This window comes from Pseudarthrobacter sulfonivorans, from assembly GCF_031454915.1.
GTDB lineage: Bacteria > Actinomycetota > Actinomycetes > Actinomycetales > Micrococcaceae > Arthrobacter > Arthrobacter sulfonivorans_C.
On record NZ_JAVDRS010000003.1, the window covers coordinates 44,679 to 61,040 of the forward strand.

The following is a 16,362-nucleotide window of genomic DNA, read 5'->3' on the forward strand; positions in this document are numbered from 1 at the left end:
AAGGCAGCCTCCTGAGCATCACGCTCCATCCCGACCGCACGGCTGGCAGCATATCCGTATAATTTTGGGCAGGTCTCAAAATGTGGGGGAATCGTGGCGCAATCGACGCTGACCAAAATCAAGTTCTCGGCGGCCGCGGTGCCGGCGGAAACTAGCGGGAGGCGACCTGACATCCAGGGGCTACGGGCCCTTGCCGTACTGGCGGTGGTTTTCGATCATCTTGCTAAGTGGCCGTCCGGTGGCTTTGTCGGCGTTGACATATTCTTCGTGATCTCCGGTTTTCTGATCACCGGCCTTCTGATCCGTGAATGGGAGAAGTCCGGGGTAATCAGCTTCACTGGATTCTATAAGCGCAGGATCAAGCGAATCCTCCCGGCTTCGATACTTGTCCTGCTTGCCACTATCGCCGCAACCTTCATGCTGTTCACGACGTCCAGGGCGTTGGGCGTTTTGTGGGATGGGGTATGGGGAACTCTCTTCGTAGCCAACTGGCGGTTCGCCGCGGTCGGCACGGACTACTTCCAACTCGATGGACCAGTGTCGCCCCTGCAGCACTTCTGGTCCCTCGCTGTAGAGGAGCAGTTCTACTTCGTTTGGCCGTGGGTCATGCTCCTCGCTCTGGTCCTGGTCTCGAAGGCCAAGAACCCACGGGTTAGCCCGCGGGTTGCAACGGCAATTCTGATCCTGGTCGTTAGCGCCGCGTCGCTCGCGTGGGCCATTTCTGAGACGTCCACGTCACCGACACTGGCGTATTTCTCCACGCTGTCGCGGACATGGGAATTGGGCATCGGCGCACTGACTGCTCTCGCGGCCCCGTTTATCGCACGCATCCCTGCCTGGCTGACCCCGCTGCTGTCGTGGTCCGGCCTCGTTGGCATCATCGCCTCTTTGTTTGTCGTTGACGCCACATCGGGCTTTCCGGCGCCCGGGGCCTTGCTGCCGGTACTTTCAACTGGCCTTGTCATTGCCGCTGGCTGCGGGGGCCACCCTCACTACCTCGCACCGCTCACTAACAGGGTTTCCCAGTACTTAGGTGACATCTCCTTCAGCCTTTACCTGTGGCATTTCCCGATCATTGTCCTCGGCGGAGCCCTGATCAAAGAACCAACTCTGACAACCCATGCCATGACGCTCGCGGCCGTGATTCTGATGTCAGTGTTCGCGTACCATCTCGTGGAAAACCCCATTCGCAGGAGCCATTGGCTGGGAGGCGCGCACCGCCGCACGCTCAAAGACCCGACGTCGGAGAGTTGCAGGCGCACGTGGCTTGCTTTTCTTCTCGTCCTGACCGTCGGTGTGACCGCCATAGCTTTGACCTCGAATAAACAGACCCCAAGCGATGTTGCCACCACGCCGGCGGCATCTGCTGAGCCGCTCGCAGGGTTGCAGGTCGACATTGCACGGGCACTCCAAGCTCCAACTTGGCCGAAGCTGAATCCGAGCGTGGATCAGTTGGGCACGAAGCAATGGCTGGCGTCCCACCAGGATTCCGGCTGTTCAAACGTCGATCAAGCCAACCCCGGAGCCTGCCTCACCGGCCCCGCCAACGCCAAACTTTCCGCAGTAATCATCGGCGACTCGATTGCGATGGGCTGGGCGCCGGGCCTCCGGAAGGCGTTGGTCGGCCAGGGGTACAGCGTCCAGTCGCTGAACCGGACCCAGTGCCCTGCGGCCAAGGTCAGTGTGACCCGAAATGGCGGCGAGTCCTACCCGGAATGCGACCAGCACCAGGCTTGGGCACAGGAATACGCCGCCACCCTGGAGCCGGACCTGATCATCCTCGCCTCCGCCAGCAACACGCTGACAAGGCTGGCCTCCGGTGACGAGGGGCCGGCGGCGATGACGGAATACCAGAAGGGTCTCAAGAAGACCGTTGATGCGCTGAGCAAGACAAAAGCGCGGATCGTGGTCCTCTCGGCACCCCCGCGAGGACAATCTCTTCAGGAGTGCAACACCAAGATTTCTACTCCCCAAGACTGCGAGTCGTCAGGTGATGACACCCTGACGGGCCTGATTGAAGCCGAGCAGGCTGCGGTTGGGGCGTCTGGTGAAGCGATCGATACTCGTACCTGGTTTTGCTCCACGGATTTTCAATGCCCGGCCTTCGTCGGCACCACCCCCGTCCGGGCCGACACCCTGCACATAACCGCTGCCTACTCGGAGCGCCTCGCCCCTGTCATCACCGAAGCCCTCTCGAAGAAGAAATGACCGGAGCGAGGCTCCTTCAGGAGACGATTCCGGAGGCGATCAGGGCGGCCCCGGTGGCGTTGGCCAAGGCCCGTTTGGATATCGCGTCCGTGGCGGAAGCTGGCAGGGCCTGCTTCACAGCGCTGGCCCAGCCGGACGCGCTGCCAGCTTGTTCGCTGCCGCTCCGATCCGGATGGCAGCGACGTAGCCAGCCTGCAGACTGTCCCCGGCGCCGCCGATGTTCAGGCCGAACCCCCGCTATCCTCGCGTCAGCCCTGTTACCGACTCCGTGACCATGTTCCATCAGCGCTTTCGGGGACGTTTCGAAGTATCCAGAAGGCGAGGCAGGTGATGGCCGCTGCCAGGCCAATCAGGAGGACAATCACACCTCAAGGTTGAGAACAAACTCATTTCCCGCAAGGCCAGCCAGGGACATCACGGAGATCACGGTGCTTGTTGCCCCCCAAGGCCCCGGCCCGGCGCGAGACCAGCGCATATCCCGATCACCAGCCCGATCGCGGCGAGCTGTGCAATTGGTGCCGCCAACTGGGTGAACCGTGATGTGGGGGGATAATACGGCGGCGTAGGGTGACCGGCGCCATCACCCCATGAGGCGATCACTGGGGTGACACAGAAAAATCATCCGGTGGAAACGCTCCGGCAACCTGGGCGGTGCATGCTGTGCCTACGGGGACATCCAGCAGGAGGCACAGCATGACCATTCAACAGGCAGAGACACCGAAATTGCAGGCCGGCGACTACATCCAGGCGTGGCACAACGGCAAGCTCTTTCACCAGGGCCGGGTCACCGACGTCGTGCCTTCACTCGAACTGATCTGGATCCAGGACTCAGCCACCGGCACGCGGAAGCTGCTGGATCCGGAAGCACTGGAGATTGTTCGCGTCGATTAGCGGGATTTCAACAGGCTCAATCACGGGGGTTTCGAATGGCTCGGTGACCGGGGATTTCGACAGGCTCAATCACCGAATCGGGCAAGCTCAATCACCGGGGCCGCCGCTAGAATGGCGGCATGACACCGCAGGAACTGGCCAACCTGGCGCATTTGCGCCGGGCCCGTGACCTGATTGACCGCGAGTACGCCCGGCCGCTGGACGTGCCTACAATGGCCGCCGGTGCCCTGATGTCCGCGGCGCATTTCTCCCGCCAGTTCAAGGCCGCCTACGGCGAGACGCCGTACAACTACCTCATGACGCGGCGGATCGAACGCGCCATGGCGCTGCTGCGCGCCGGTGCCAGCGTCACCGATGCGTGCATGGAGGTGGGCTCCACGTCGCTGGGTTCTTTCAGCTCGCGGTTCACCGAGATCGTGGGCATGACCCCCAGCGCCTACCGCGCCCGCGAGCACCATGCGGTGAAGGCCATGCCGTCCTGCATTGCGCGGCAGCACACCCGGCCGGCGCGCAAACCGAGCAGGATTGAAGAAGCGCCCTCGCCAGCACTGCCATAGCGTGAATGACATGAACATTTCATTGAAGTACGCACACGTCACCGTCAACGATCTCGATGAGTCCCTCGCGTTCTACCGCGACGCCCTTGGCTTCGAAGTCCGGAACGACGTTGGCTCCGACGGACAGCGCTGGGTCACGCTGGGCAACGCCGCCCAGCCCGACCTTGAGCTTGTCCTCTCCCCTCCGCACGCCGGGCGCTCCCAGGCCGACGGGGACGCCATCCAGGAACTCCTCACCAAGGGCGTTATGCCCATGCTCGTGTTCACCACGGACGATCTCGACGCCACGTTCGAAAAGCTCCGCGCATCCGGCGCCGAGGTTCTCCAGGAACCGATCGACCAGCCGTGGGGCCCGCGCGACTGCGCCTTCCGCGATCCGTCCGGCAACATGATCCGCATCAACCAGGGCTGACGGTTTCGACAGGCTCAACCACCGGGGAGAGGCTCAACCACCGGCGACAGGCTCAGCCACCGGGGACAGGCTCCACCACCGCGCGCACGACGTCGGCACCCAGGCGGGGTGCCGACGTCGTGCGTTACGCGGCTACTGGCTTGCGTCGCCGGAAAGGCAGCAACCCAACTGCGACCAGGACCAGGCTGATGCCCAGGAAGCCGAGATCCCACACCAGCGGGCCGCCCAGATCGTCCCGCACATGATGGATTCCGAGCAGCTGGTGGTTGATCAGGCCCTCCACAACATTGAAGACGCCCCAGCCGGCCAGGACCAGTCCGGTGTGGAAACTCCAGCGTGGAGACAGCCTCCCCTGCTGACGGGCACGGATGGTGAGAGCGGCCGCGGCCACCACCAGGACCCACATGGCGCTGTGGAAGATCCCGTCGGCCAGGGTGTTCAGTTCAAGGCCCGCCACGGTTTTGGTGTTGCCGCTTTCGGTGTGGCTCAGCAGGTGGTGCCACTGCAGCAGCTGGTGCAGGACGATGCCGTCCACGAAGCCGCCCACTCCCATCCCGAACACAAGGGCGGGTGCCCTGGCCGGTGTCTTCTCTGACTGCGTGCGGGCTTCGTGTGACACTGTCCAACCCCTTCTGCAGGTGCACTTTCACCTTGTCCCGTACCCGCCGTCGGGCGTTCTAAGCAGCCCTTGACCTCCCCTGCCCGAGGTGGGAACGTAGGGCACGCGGTGGAACCTCAAGCAGCCGGGGTGGTTCCTGCACCAGACGGAACCGGGACACTGCCAGCCAGGAAAAGGCGGCACTCATGCGAGCAATGGTTTACCGCGGCCCGTACAAAATCCGGGTCGAAGAAAAAGACATCCCCCAGATCGAGCACCCCAACGACGCCATTGTGCGGGTCACCACCGGGGCGATCTGCGGCTCGGACCTGCACCTCTACCACGGGATGATGCCCGATACGCGGGTGGGGATGACGTTCGGCCACGAGTTCGTGGGGGTGGTGCACGAGGTGGGCTCCTCCGTGCAGAACCTGGCCCCCGGCGACAGGGTAATGGTCCCCTTCAACGTCTACTGCGGCTCCTGCTACTTCTGCTCCCGCGGCCTCTTCTCGAACTGCCACAACGTGAACCCGAATGCGACGGCGGTGGGCGGCATTTACGGCTACTCCCACACCTGCGGAGGTTACGACGGCGGCCAGGCCGAGTTCGTGCGGGTTCCGTTTGCAGACGTGGGACCCTCCAAGATTCCTGAATGGATGGACGAAGAGGACGCAGTCCTGCTCACCGATGCCCTCCCCACCGGCTACTTCGGCGCGCAGCTCGGCGACATCGCTGAGGGCGACACCGTGGTGGTGTTCGGAGCCGGCCCGGTGGGGCTCTTCGCCGCAAAATCCTCCTGGCTCATGGGCGCCGGCCGGGTGATCGTCATTGACCATCTGGAATACCGGCTCGAAAAGGCCCGGACTTTCGCGCACGCCGAGACGTACAACTTTGTGGAGTACGACGACATTGTGGTGCACCTGAAGAAAGTCACGGACTATCTGGGCGCCGACGTCGTGATTGACGCGGTGGGTGCCGAGGCGGACGGCAGCTTCCTGCAGCACGTCACCGGGACGAAGCTGAAGCTGCAGGGCGGCTCGCCCGTAGCTTTGAACTGGGCCATCGACTCCGTCCGAAAAGGCGGGACCGTGTCCGTGGTGGGCGCCTACGGGCCGCTCTTCAGCGCCGTGAAATTCGGCGACGCCGTGAACAAAGGCCTTACCCTGCGGATGAACCAGTGCCCGGTCAAGCGGCAGTGGCCCCGGCTGTTCGAGCACATCAAGAACGGGTACCTCAAGCCCAGCGACATTGTCACGCACCGCATCCCGCTGGAGCACATCGAGGAGGGCTATCACCTGTTTTCCGCCAAGCTGGATCACTGCATCAAGCCACTCATCATCACCAACGCGGACGGAAGGGAAGAGCACCATGCCTGACAGCACCATGCCAGATTCGGCAACGCCCCGACCCACGCCTTACACAGCAGGGAAGCCCGTACCGCCGGAGTCCGCGGCTGCCTTGCTGGCCCGGATTCCGGGCTGGGGTGCGGACCTGGACCCCAAGGACCGCCCGTCCTTCCCGCGTGAGAAGCCGGGGATCCCCACCGGTGCGCGCTGGGACTTCCCCGAGCGCCAGCCGGAGAAGTGGCCGCGCGAACGGTCCGTGGAGCATGCCTTCCTGACGCCGGTGTTCGGCACTTCCACGCCGCCCAAGGGAACCTCCGGTGCCATCCGGAAGTACGCCTACAAGATGTACAGCGAAGGGCGCGCCGCGCACTGGCTGCTGCTGATCGCCGCCGACCGGGTGGACGCCTGGGAACAGCACCTGCGCTCGCTCGCCACCCTCCGCCCGGACAACCCCGTCACGGAAACCGGCGTCCCCAGCGAGCTTTCCCGTGGTGGGGTGCGATCGCGGTTCGGCATGAGGCGGGCTGACGTCAACCATCAGTGGATCGACCCCATCCTGGTGGGCGGCCCCTGGGTGCTGGCGGGGCTCGGGGCCGCGGCTGTGGTGAGGGCGTTGAGGAGGAAGTGACGCCGAGGGGCAGCTCAGTCACCGGGGTTTCGACAAGCTCAACCACCGGACGGCCTCGACGGCGATGGCTGCGTGTCATCGCCGTCGTGGCATTGACGATACTCGGGCTGCTCCTTGTTTCAACCGCGGCTAACCTCATCATCGAAAGCGTTGAACGCTCAAACTCCACGGCCTACGGCGAACAAGTCCACATCGACCCAGGCACCATCAACGTCTCCCGCTCAGGTGACAGCGGTCCGACGCTGGTGCTGCTCAGCGGGCTGGGCACACCGGCACCGGCACTGGACTTCGCCCCGCTGATCCGGGAATTGCCCGGGTACCGGACCGTGGTGGTGGAGGGTTTCGGTTACGGCTACAGCTGCACTGACGTCAGGCCGCGGTCCATCGAGAACATCTCCGAGGAACTGCACTCGGTGCTCGCCACGCTCGGCATCACCGGTCCCTATGTCCTGGCGGGCCACTCGATCGCGGGCTTCACCACCCTCTACTACGCCAACAAATACCCCGCGGAAGTCTCTGCGGTGATCGGCATCGACCCCAGCGTGTCCACCGCACCCGCGCCGCAACCCGGCGCTACGGCACCTGCGGAGGCACCGCCGTCGGGCAATTTCTGGGAACGCATGCCGTCCACCACCGGCCTGGTCCGCTGGGCGGCGGCCCTGGGCATGACGGACCCGGACAGCAGAAGCTATACACCCGCTGAAATTGATCACATGCGCATGCTCACGAGCTGGAACTTCGGCAACGCGGCAGTGGCCGACGAAACAAACCGGGTTGGCGAGAACGCCGCCAAACTGCACGGCCTCAGCTACCCCAGCCGGCTCCCGGTGCTGATGCTCCTGTCGAAGCAGACCATGGACCACCGGCCCGAATGGTTTGGTCTGCATGAACGCCAGCTGCTTAACGTCACGCGCCACGAGCTGGTGGTCCTTGACGGCCATCACTACCTGCACTGGACCAAGGCGAAGGAGATGGCGAAAGAGATCAACGAGTTCCTGGAGCCTGCGCCTTAGGTTTCGCTCCGCACCGGACGGGCAGGCTAGACCACCGAGGGCAGTCATGGCGCGGACTCCAAGCCGTTGCTGCCCCGCGCCACGGAGGCGTATGATTCTGGGCATCTGAGGTGCAAACTCACCTAACCGATGGTTCCCGGTTAGGCGTAGGTCGCGGCACTACTGGGGAGTGGCTGCGATCAACTGCGCACCGGATGTGTAAGCATCCCTACTCGCTGATCAGAGGAACCCATGTATAAGAAGTTCGCCATTCTTGGCACAGCTACGCTCGCCGCCGCAGGACTTTTGGCCGTACCGGCAACAGCGGCACCCCCAGTACAACTCTCCGGAGCCATCTTCACCACCGACTCATCCGGCGTGCCGGTGAACCTGAACATTTATCCTTCCAAGGAGTCCGTTTATCTCAACGGCGGGCCGGGCATTAACGCGCCCAACGACGCCGCCGGCCTGCCCGCGGGAACGTACTCGTTCCAGGTGACGGACCCCTCGGGAGCGACGCTGCTCTCCACCGATGACGTGTCTTGCCGGCAGTTCACTGTCGATGCCAGCGGCGTCATCACCGGCGTCGTGGATAACTCCTGTGAGCATGCCACCGGCGCGGACGGGGAGGACGGTGGCGCAACTGTCCAGCTGTTCCCGTACGCGGACACCCCCAACAACGGCGGCGTCTACAAGGTATGGGTCAGCCCGACAAATCTGTTGGACTGCGACGCACCAGGCAACAAGAACTGTTTTGTCCCCCGTTACAGCAAAGTGGACAACTTCAAGGTGGTGAGCGACATCATCGTAGAAATCGATGTCCGGTTCTGGAAGTACGGTGTTGCCATGGACGGCTACAAGGCTGAATGGACCGATACTAACGGAGCCACCAACATCAAGTTCTCCGAATACAATCCAGCTGTACTGGCATACCACGAGGCACACTTCGAGGCCACGGAGCAGGGCCGGCACAGCATCAAGGTGGAGAACCAGCCCGGCTGCGACATCACCGCAGTCAAACTCCCGGACGGCAGTAACGGGAAGGTGCGGGGCAACAGCTCCACTGTCTCCTTCGACGTGGCTGCCGCCGGACCGGGGGCCGATGTCACCTACTTTGTGGATGTGACCTGCAAATAACTGATTGAGGCCGGCGGCCCGGGTCCCCTCGAAAGGTGCCCGGGCCGCCGTCGCGCGTTCAAGAGGCTAACCGCGCAGGCTTCGACAGGCTCAACCGCCGAGGACTACATTTGGGCATGACCATTTCCCCCGAACATGAGCTGCTCGTTGAGCTGCAGGACCTAATCATCGGCACGGGCTCGGTGGCCGAATTCCTCGGCGGGCTCTCCATCATGGCCGCATCCTCGCTCAGCCGTGCAACCGGCACAACCGTGGAGTGCGGAGTCACCCTCAAGCACAACAAAAAAACCCGAACGGTCGGCGGCAGCACCGAGCGGGCCATCCACCTGGACCGGATCGAACAGCAGGTGGGCGAGGGCCCCTGTATTGACGCCTTGAAGGTGAAAGCCCCCGTCCTCTTGGCAGACGTCCGGACGGATCCCCGCTGGCCTGTGTACCAGGAACGCCTATTCGACGAGGGTGTCCTAAGCGCCCTTGGTGTGCCTCTTGACCTCAGTGACGATGCCACTGCCGCCCTGAACTTTTTCGTGCCGACCACCGGCGTGTTCACTGAGGCGACCATCAACGAGGCGGTTAGCTTCGCCCGCGTGGCCCGCAGCGCCGTCCTCCTGGCTGTCAGGGTGGCTACCGCCGAAGGGGCTGCGGATGACCTCAGCGCGGCGATGGTCAGCCGCACCGCCATCAACCTGGCCTGCGGCATCATCATGGGCCAGAACCGCTGCACGCAGGCCGAGGCGATGACCATCCTCACGAAGGTCTCCAGCCACCGTAACCAGAAGCTCCGGGACGTGGCCGAGGAGATCGTCAAGAAGGTCTCGGGCGAGGAACCCACCACGTACTTCGACATTTAGGCCGGGTAGGGTGGCGGACATGGAACTCCGACTCGAGGTTGTACAGGTGCCCGTCTCCGATGTGGACCGTGCCAAGGCCTTCTACACTGACCAGCTCGGCTTTGTGCTCGATCACGATGTCGAACACATTCCCGGGATGCGGGTTGTCCAGCTGACCCCGCCGGGCTCTGCCGCGTCAATTGTGATCGGCACGGGCATGACCGGCATGGTTCCCGGCAGCCTCGAAGGCCTCCAGCTGGTGGTGCCGGACATGGCCGAGGCCCGCAGTGAACTGGTCCGCCGCGGCGCCCCCGTCAGCGAAGCGCAGGACATGGGCGGATTCGCCTTCGCCTACTTCAGTGACCCGGACGGCAACAAGTGGGTCATCCAGGAGATCCCTGCGCGTTAAGGCGCTACCACTAGCGACAGGCAGGGTCCTGACGCGATACTTGCCGTCATGGAGCAATCCAGCGACGAGCCACAGGTCCATTCGGCCCCTGCCGGGCACAAGGTAGTGCCAGAGGGGATTCCGGCGGCGGGAATGCCCCTCCTCTGGGCTCGGACGACGACCAAGATCAATTCGTTCCTGGCGAAATGGGGGAGGCCGCCGGCGATTGAGTTCAGCGATTCCTATCTCGAAAGCGTGCAGGCCAACCTTTGGGCAGTTAGCCCCGAACGCGAGTGGTACATGTTTCGAAGACCGAAAGTGTTTATCGCCGGGTTGGCCGGTGTAGGGCTCATTCTGTTCGCCGCGGTGCTCGCCCAGCCGTCGACTTCGGACTCTGCAAGATGGTGGGCTCTCGTGGTTACCGTCGGTGGAACGTCTTCGCTGATCTATTGAAGGCTTCCATACTGGGCAGCTAAGAGGGCATTCTCGGAGAGACGGGCGAAGACAGCATCCTATCGGGCCGAGATAGCTTTGAAGCGCCTCGCGACCGCCGATTCCATACCTTTTCCCGAGCTGTTCAGCTACAACAGAAAGCAACTGGACGCCTACCAAGAAGAATCATGCAATCAACAGCGATTGGCCTTCCGCCAGGCTCAGCGTGCCACGATCGCAGGACTGATTATCTTGACTGTCGGCATCGTCCTGTCATTTGGCCAGTCGTTCGGTGCCGGCCAGTACGCTGCGGCAAGCCTTGCTGGACTAGGTGCGGCACTGAGTGCCTTCATAGCAAATACCTTCGCCAAGTCAGCGAGGGAAGCTAATCAACAACTCAATCTGTACTATCGAGAGCCGCACATGGTGGGCCGTGTAATGGTGACTGAGCACCTGGCTCAAGAGTTGAGTGACGAATTCAAGCCCGAGCAGTTGTCCGCCATGATCGCGGCGCTGCTTGCCTGGCCCTTGCCGGGCGACCCGCCGACGCTCCAAGGCGAGGGCTCAAAGGTCAAATGAAGGACGATCCCACTTCCTCAGAGCAGCCCCCGAAAAACGAGTACTCACTACTCGTGCGCTCCCCTGCCCGGGTTTCCTAGGCTGAATCCGTACCGACTCTGGGGGTTTGGCGCATGCTAACTGAACAACATATGACCTGGCGTGGTTCCGGTTCGGGAGCCCTGCTGGACATCCACGGGCATTCCGAGGCCGCGCTGGCGAGGGCTCTGGTGCGGATCGCTGCCGCTGAAGTCAGCGATCTGGCCGGCTCCCCCGTGGAGGGCACTGTGACGCTGGTGCGGCCGGACGGGACACCGTGCACCGTGGCACCTGCTGAAGGCACCGGCGTCGAGCTTTCCCGCTGGGACCAACGCACCGGCACGGGTCCCACGGCGCGCGCGCTTGGGGGCCGGCTGTCCGTCGTCCTGAACCACCGCTGCCCGGACCCGCGGTGGCCTGAGTACGTCGGCAACCTCACGGCGGCAGGTTTCCGGTCCGCCGTCGCCGTCCCTCTTCGACTAGAGCGCGGTTACAGCGCCGCGCTGACGTTCTATTCCGCCACAGCAAACATGTTCGCGCCGGATCTTGGCTGCAAGGTCCTTGTCTTCTCCGGGGTGGCGGCCAAAAGCCTCCGGCTGGCGCTGAAACACCGGGCGGACCTGGCCGTGTCCGCAGAGCACCGCGCCAGCCTCGCCAGCCGCACGGCGATCGACACCGCCTGCGGGGTGATCATGGGCCAGAACCAGTGCTCCTACGAGACAGCGCTCCAGATCCTCACCCAGGTCTCGAAGCAACGGAACCTCAAGGTCCGCGAAGTGGCTGAAGACCTCCTGCGGGCCATGCCCGGCGGGGTCCCGGCTGCCTACTTCAAAGCCCGCGGCTGACGCGGCAGTTCCTGAGGCGACAACAGAGACTGGATGTAGGCGTCCACTTCGTATCCGCCGGCGGAACCACCGATGCACAACGCGGGCACCTCTCTCAAGGCTTCAGGGCAGCTTCAACGACTGGACAGGCCGGGAGGCAGTGCGTAGATTCTAAGTGGCGGGCATCACATCACGTGATGTCTTCCCCCTTTCAGCCTAGTGCGGGGCCGTTAGGAGATGCCGCTGTAGCCACATGGCGGCCCGAACGCACGCAGCGAAAGAGAGCCGATCATGGCCACCTCGCACTTCGACCAGTTCCTTGAGCAGGTCACCATTGCCGAGTTCGACACCGATTGTCCGCTGTCGGCGGATTGCCTGTATGGGCTGTACATCAGCTGGTGCTTACTCCACGGGCTGGAAGCCAAACCGGACGTCGCCTTCCGCGCCGCCATGTACCGGTGCGGTGTGGATGTTCATGACAGCCGGCTGCGGATGGTTGGCCCGGCCGCCGCGGACTACATCCTGTCCAGCTACCCTGCAGCAGCCTGACAATGTCCATCGATCCACACGGGCCCAGCAGTCACCCGTCCCGGGAACGGGCTGAAGATCCTCGGCTGGTTTGCGCAAAATGCGGCACCGACAGGACCTTGGCGCTGCATTCGATCACGGCCCTGCATCCGCCCTCCGACGACTGGGTGGAGGTGGGATATGCCTGCACCGCGTGCAATGCCCACTACCTTCACCAGGCAGACGTCGTGGCCGTCGCCGCCGTCCTCAACCGCGCCCCATGCTTGGAGGATGTCCTGGTGTTCGGCGGGCATTACATCCACTGCGGCCAACCAATGCAAACGCTCGGCTCACAGATCCGACGGCTCAGCGCGGCCGCTTACACGGACAGCCAACCGGAGGACGCAGTCGACGTCAATCTGGACACGCGGGTCTTGCGCTGTGCCTGCGGTTTCCAGATAGAGCTGCCCGAATAAGAAAGGCTCGAAAATGACCGAAGAAAACCTTGCAGGTGGAGAACCCGGAGTAGCCGGCCGTGGAAATAGCCCGCGTGATAAGGCGCCGGCTGCTGGGTCCCAGCCCACGGGTCCCGTTTCCGCAGAGCCGAAGGGCTATCCGGACGTCGTCGAACCAGACTCCGACGCCCGGCAGGAGCAGTCCGTTTCCGGAGAAGAAGAGGACTTCCTGAGCGAGTAAAGGTCTGAGCGTTGCGGCCCCTCCCACTTCCAGGTGGTCGAGGGACGTTCGGTGATTGAGCCTGTCGAGATTTCGGTTTTGACAGGCTCAACCACCGGGGACGCGCACAACCACCGGGGACGCGCAGGACGGTCAGCGCAGAATGACCGTTCGCCCGCCGTCGAGCATTACCCGTCCTTCACAGTGCCACCGGACCGCGTTGCTGAGCGCCTTGCACTCGGCGTCGCGGCCCACCCGCACCAGATCCTCCGCGGTGTGCGTGTGGTCCACCTCGATGACCTGCTGGGCGATGATCGGACCCTCATCCAGTTCGGCATTGACGTAGTGCGCGGTGGCGCCCACGGTCTTCACGCCGCGGTCGTAGGCCTGGTGGTACGGCTTGGCGCCCTTGAAGCTGGGCAGGAACGAGTGGTGGATGTTGATGGTTTTGCCCGTCAGCTTCGTGGACAGCTCATCGCTGAGGACCTGCATGTAGCGGGCCAGGACCACCAGTTCCACATCAAACTCGTCCACGAGCTCCAGGAGCCGCGCTTCCTGCGCCGGTTTGGTCTCCTTGGTGACGGGCAGGTGGAAGAACGGGATGCCATGCCACTTGACCAGGTCCTCGTGGTCCGTGTGGTTGGAGACCACGGCCACGATCTCCACCGGCAGGTCACCCGTGCGGGCCCGGAACAGCAGGTCGTTGAGGCAGTGCCCGAACTTGGACACCATCACCAGGACCCGGCGCTTGCGGCCGTTCGGCTCCAGCTGCCAGTTCATGGCCCACTCGCCGGCCAGCGGTTCGAAGTCCCGGCGCAGCTCCTCGGTGGTCAGCGGCTGCTTGCCGGACGCGAAGTGCACCCGCATGAAGAACTGCTGGGCGTGCCGGTCACCGAAGTGCTTGGTGTCGATGATGTCGCAGTCGTGCTCGAGCAGGAACCCGGTGATCGCGTGGACGATGCCCGGGGACTCGGCGCAGTTGAGGGTCAGGACGTGTTCGGTTTCCATTTAGCTGTCCCGCGATGCCTTGGCATCGGCGAGCTCAGCCTCGGCGAGGGCCTTCTCCTCGGCCACCACCTTCTCGCCGGCGAGGTCCTGCTGGAACTCGGCGTAGCGGGCCAGATGGGACGGGCGCTTGCGCAGGATGAACCAGGCGACGCCCAGGATGACGAACCAGATGGGTGTGACGAGGAGCGCCAGCAGCGTGTCCGGCTGCGTGGTCAGGGCCCACAGGACGAAGGCGAAGAACGCGAAGACCAGCCAGACCATGGGGATGCCGCCGGGCATCTTGAACTTGGACGCCGTGTGCAGGTGCGGGCGGCGTGAACGGAACTTCAGGTAGCTGGCCAGGATGATGGACCAGACAAAGACGAAGCAGACGGCGGCCACGGTGGTGACCATGTCGAAGGCCTTGGCGATGTCCTTGCCGGCGTACATCAGGACGATGCCGGAGAGCAGCAGGATGCAGGAGAGGAACAGGGCGTTCTGCGGGACCTTGCGGCGGGACAGCCGGCCGAACATCGTGGGGGCGTCGCCCTCCTGGGCCAGGCCGTAGACCATGCGGGAGGTGGAGTAGATGCCGGAGTTGGCCGAGGACATGGCCGAGCTGAGCACCACCAGGTTCACGATGGTGGCCGCGGCGCCGAGGCCGGCCAGGGAGAACATGGCGATGAACGGGCTGTGGCCGGCCTGGAACTGGGTCCACGGGGTGACGGACATGAGGATGATGAGGGCGCCGACGTAGAAGAGCAGCACGCGGATGGGGATGGAGTTGATGGCCTTGGGCAGGTTCTTCTCCGGGTCCTTGGCCTCGGCGGCGGTGGTGCCCACGAGTTCGATGCCCACGAAGGCGAAGACGGCGATCTGGAAGCCGGCTACGAAGCCCATGAATTCGTTCGGGAACATCCCGCCGTGGCTCCACAGGTTGGTGAAGGTGGCCGGGCCGGCGTCGGACTGGAAACCGCTGAAGATCATAAACAGGCCCACGATGATCAGCGCCGCGATGGCGATGATCTTGATCAGGGCGAACCAGAACTCAGTCTCACCGAACGCCCGCACCGTTGCGAGGTTCAGGACCAGCAGGATGACCACGGTGGCGATGCCCGGAATCCACAGCGGCACGCCCGGCCAGAGTTCCTCCGAGTAGGCGGCGATGGCGATGACGTCGGCGATGCCCGTGATCACCCAGCAGAACCAGTAGGTCCAGCCGGTGAAGAAGCCGGCCCAGGGGCCCAGCAGGTCGGCGGCGAAGTCGCTGAAGGACTTGTAGTGCAGGTTGGAGAGCAGCAGTTCGCCCATGGCCCGCATAACGAAAAACAGCATAAAGCCGATGATCATGTAGACGAAGATGACGGACGGGCCGGCCGCCGAGATGGTCTTGCCGGAGCCCATGAACAGGCCGGTGCCGATGGCGCCGCCAATGGCGATCAGCTGGATGTGCCTGTTGCTGAGCTGGCGCTCAAGGTGGGGTGTTTCCTGGGAAACGGTGGATTTAGTTGTCACGTGCTGCTCCTCGAATCAATTCTGGCTGGAGTGCTTTTGTGGAAGACGCGGCCGCTTCGTTGGGAACCGCGTCCAGGTTGTTGAAACTGTAAAGATGGATCCCTGCGATGCCGGGCTGGTTTTCCAGCGCGGCCACCAGGGCGTCGGGTGAGTAGCGGTCACCGCTGAGGAGCTTGCGCGCCAGCGGGCCTTTGCGGCTGAGGAACTTCAGGGAACTTCCGACGCCGATCTTCGTGGCAAGTGCCACCAGCTTGGTCCGCGGCACGGACCCCGCCACACCCGCCCAGACGGGCAGGTTTACTCCCTCGCGGCGCAGGAGCGCTGCGAAGTCGAGGATTTTCGGGGCGTCGAAACACATCTGGGTGACAACGCTCGTGGCCAGGTGCTGCTTGGCTTGCAGGGCATCGATCAGGTCCAGGGCGGCCACCGACGGGTGGCCTTCCGGGTAGCCTGCCACTCCTGCGCGCATCATGCCGCCGGTGTACTGGGCGATGTCTTCGAGCACCGGCAGGGCTGAATCGTACGGGCCGGCCGGATTCTTCCGGTCGCCGCCGATCACAAACACCTCGTTGATGCCGGCCACGTCGCAGTCGCGGAGGATTCCGGTCAGCTCGGCGCGGTCATGGATGCTGCGGGCGGCCAGGTGCGGGATGACCTTGTAGCCGAGCGTGCCCAGCTCCACCGACGCGCGCATGGTCCGTTCGATGCCGTGGTGGGGCAGGCACGTCATGGTCAGGGTGGTGGTCAGCGGGACATTCGCCTGGACCTGGTCCACGATCCCGGCTGATGGGATGATTTCGATCCTGGTGGGGAACATCATTGGTCCTTTCGGGAGATC

20 protein-coding genes are annotated in these 16,362 nt (G+C 63.7%); 16 read left to right on the forward strand and 4 right to left on the reverse strand.

Translation table 11 applies throughout. From position 1 onward, the window contains the following. The first annotated feature begins 93 nt into the window (after positions 1 to 93). The 4 genes from J2808_RS08090 to J2808_RS08105 all read left to right on the forward strand — a co-directional run bounded on the left by J2808_RS08090 (position 94) and on the right by J2808_RS08105 (position 4,068). A complete protein-coding gene (locus tag J2808_RS08090) occupies positions 94 to 2,208 on the forward strand; it encodes an acyltransferase family protein (protein ID WP_309814377.1) in 2,115 nt (704 codons plus the stop codon). Positions 2,209 to 2,901: 693 nt separating this feature from the next. Next, a complete protein-coding gene (locus J2808_RS08095) occupies positions 2,902 to 3,099 on the forward strand; it encodes a hypothetical protein (RefSeq protein ID WP_309814380.1) in 198 nt (65 codons plus the stop codon). A gap of 119 nt (positions 3,100 to 3,218) precedes the next feature. Beyond that, the gene (locus J2808_RS08100) at positions 3,219 to 3,656 is read left to right on the forward strand and encodes a helix-turn-helix transcriptional regulator (RefSeq protein ID WP_309814384.1); all 438 of its coding nucleotides are present in this window, start codon (positions 3,219 to 3,221) and stop codon (positions 3,654 to 3,656) included. A gap of 10 nt (positions 3,657 to 3,666) precedes the next feature. Continuing rightward, complete coding sequence (locus J2808_RS08105; RefSeq protein WP_309814386.1) at positions 3,667 to 4,068, forward strand: VOC family protein; 402 nt, start codon at positions 3,667 to 3,669, stop codon at positions 4,066 to 4,068. 124 nt (positions 4,069 to 4,192) lie between these two features. On the opposite strand, the gene J2808_RS08110 is transcribed toward J2808_RS08105, so the two are convergent. Continuing rightward, positions 4,193 to 4,687, reverse strand: a complete 495-nt coding sequence (locus J2808_RS08110; RefSeq protein WP_309814390.1) for a DUF2243 domain-containing protein — start codon at positions 4,685 to 4,687, stop codon at positions 4,193 to 4,195. Between the two features lie 185 nt (positions 4,688 to 4,872). Between J2808_RS08110 and J2808_RS08115 the strand changes: the two genes are divergently transcribed. The 12 genes from J2808_RS08115 to J2808_RS08170 all read left to right on the forward strand — a co-directional run bounded on the left by J2808_RS08115 (position 4,873) and on the right by J2808_RS08170 (position 13,043). Next, a complete protein-coding gene (locus J2808_RS08115; RefSeq protein ID WP_309814393.1) occupies positions 4,873 to 6,042 on the forward strand; it encodes a zinc-dependent alcohol dehydrogenase in 1,170 nt (389 codons plus the stop codon). Then, the gene (locus J2808_RS08120) at positions 6,035 to 6,640 is read left to right on the forward strand and encodes a hypothetical protein (protein WP_309814397.1); all 606 of its coding nucleotides are present in this window, start codon (positions 6,035 to 6,037) and stop codon (positions 6,638 to 6,640) included. The genes J2808_RS08115 and J2808_RS08120 overlap by 8 nt, the downstream gene beginning before the upstream one ends. 86 nt (positions 6,641 to 6,726) lie before the next feature. After that, on the forward strand, positions 6,727 to 7,653 hold the full coding sequence (locus J2808_RS08125; RefSeq protein WP_309814400.1) for an alpha/beta fold hydrolase: 927 nt from the start codon (positions 6,727 to 6,729) through the stop codon (positions 7,651 to 7,653). Positions 7,654 to 7,884: 231 nt separating this feature from the next. Further along, positions 7,885 to 8,769: a hypothetical protein gene (locus J2808_RS08130; RefSeq protein WP_309814404.1), complete on the forward strand. Its 885-nt coding sequence runs from the start codon at positions 7,885 to 7,887 to the stop codon at positions 8,767 to 8,769. Positions 8,770 to 8,885: 116 nt separating this feature from the next. After that, entirely contained in the window at positions 8,886 to 9,620 is a 735-nt protein-coding gene (locus tag J2808_RS08135; protein WP_309814407.1) for a GAF and ANTAR domain-containing protein, read from the forward strand. Positions 9,621 to 9,639: 19 nt separating this feature from the next. Further along, positions 9,640 to 10,008: a VOC family protein gene (locus tag J2808_RS08140; protein WP_309814410.1), complete on the forward strand. Its 369-nt coding sequence runs from the start codon at positions 9,640 to 9,642 to the stop codon at positions 10,006 to 10,008. A 48-nt stretch (positions 10,009 to 10,056) separates the two neighbouring features. Continuing rightward, positions 10,057 to 10,440, forward strand: a complete 384-nt coding sequence (locus J2808_RS08145) for a hypothetical protein (RefSeq protein WP_309814412.1) — start codon at positions 10,057 to 10,059, stop codon at positions 10,438 to 10,440. A gap of 78 nt (positions 10,441 to 10,518) precedes the next feature. After that, positions 10,519 to 10,998 (forward strand): TRADD-N-associated membrane domain-containing protein, encoded by a 480-nt coding sequence (locus tag J2808_RS08150; protein ID WP_309814416.1) that lies wholly within the window; start codon positions 10,519 to 10,521, stop codon positions 10,996 to 10,998. Positions 10,999 to 11,111: 113 nt separating this feature from the next. After that, positions 11,112 to 11,861, forward strand: coding sequence for a GAF and ANTAR domain-containing protein (locus J2808_RS08155; protein ID WP_309814418.1), 750 nt, complete (start codon positions 11,112 to 11,114; stop codon positions 11,859 to 11,861). 270 nt (positions 11,862 to 12,131) lie between these two features. Next, positions 12,132 to 12,389, forward strand: a complete 258-nt coding sequence (locus J2808_RS08160) for a hypothetical protein (RefSeq protein WP_309814421.1) — start codon at positions 12,132 to 12,134, stop codon at positions 12,387 to 12,389. Between the two features lie 98 nt (positions 12,390 to 12,487). Then, positions 12,488 to 12,823 (forward strand): hypothetical protein, encoded by a 336-nt coding sequence (locus tag J2808_RS08165; protein ID WP_309814424.1) that lies wholly within the window; start codon positions 12,488 to 12,490, stop codon positions 12,821 to 12,823. Positions 12,824 to 12,836: 13 nt separating this feature from the next. After that, the gene (locus J2808_RS08170; RefSeq protein ID WP_309814426.1) at positions 12,837 to 13,043 is read left to right on the forward strand and encodes a hypothetical protein; all 207 of its coding nucleotides are present in this window, start codon (positions 12,837 to 12,839) and stop codon (positions 13,041 to 13,043) included. Positions 13,044 to 13,175: 132 nt separating this feature from the next. On the opposite strand, the gene purU is transcribed toward J2808_RS08170, so the two are convergent. From purU to J2808_RS08185, 3 genes are read right to left on the reverse strand one after another with little or no spacing between them, the layout of a single operon-like run. Beyond that, positions 13,176 to 14,030, reverse strand: a complete 855-nt coding sequence (gene purU, locus J2808_RS08175) for a formyltetrahydrofolate deformylase (RefSeq protein WP_309814429.1) — start codon at positions 14,028 to 14,030, stop codon at positions 13,176 to 13,178. Beyond that, the gene (cycA, locus tag J2808_RS08180) at positions 14,031 to 15,524 is read right to left on the reverse strand and encodes a D-serine/D-alanine/glycine transporter (RefSeq protein WP_309814431.1); all 1,494 of its coding nucleotides are present in this window, start codon (positions 15,522 to 15,524) and stop codon (positions 14,031 to 14,033) included. Beyond that, positions 15,514 to 16,344, reverse strand: coding sequence for a methylenetetrahydrofolate reductase (locus tag J2808_RS08185; protein WP_309814434.1), 831 nt, complete (start codon positions 16,342 to 16,344; stop codon positions 15,514 to 15,516). The genes cycA and J2808_RS08185 overlap by 11 nt, the downstream gene beginning before the upstream one ends. Between the last annotated feature and the right edge of the window lie 18 nt (positions 16,345 to 16,362).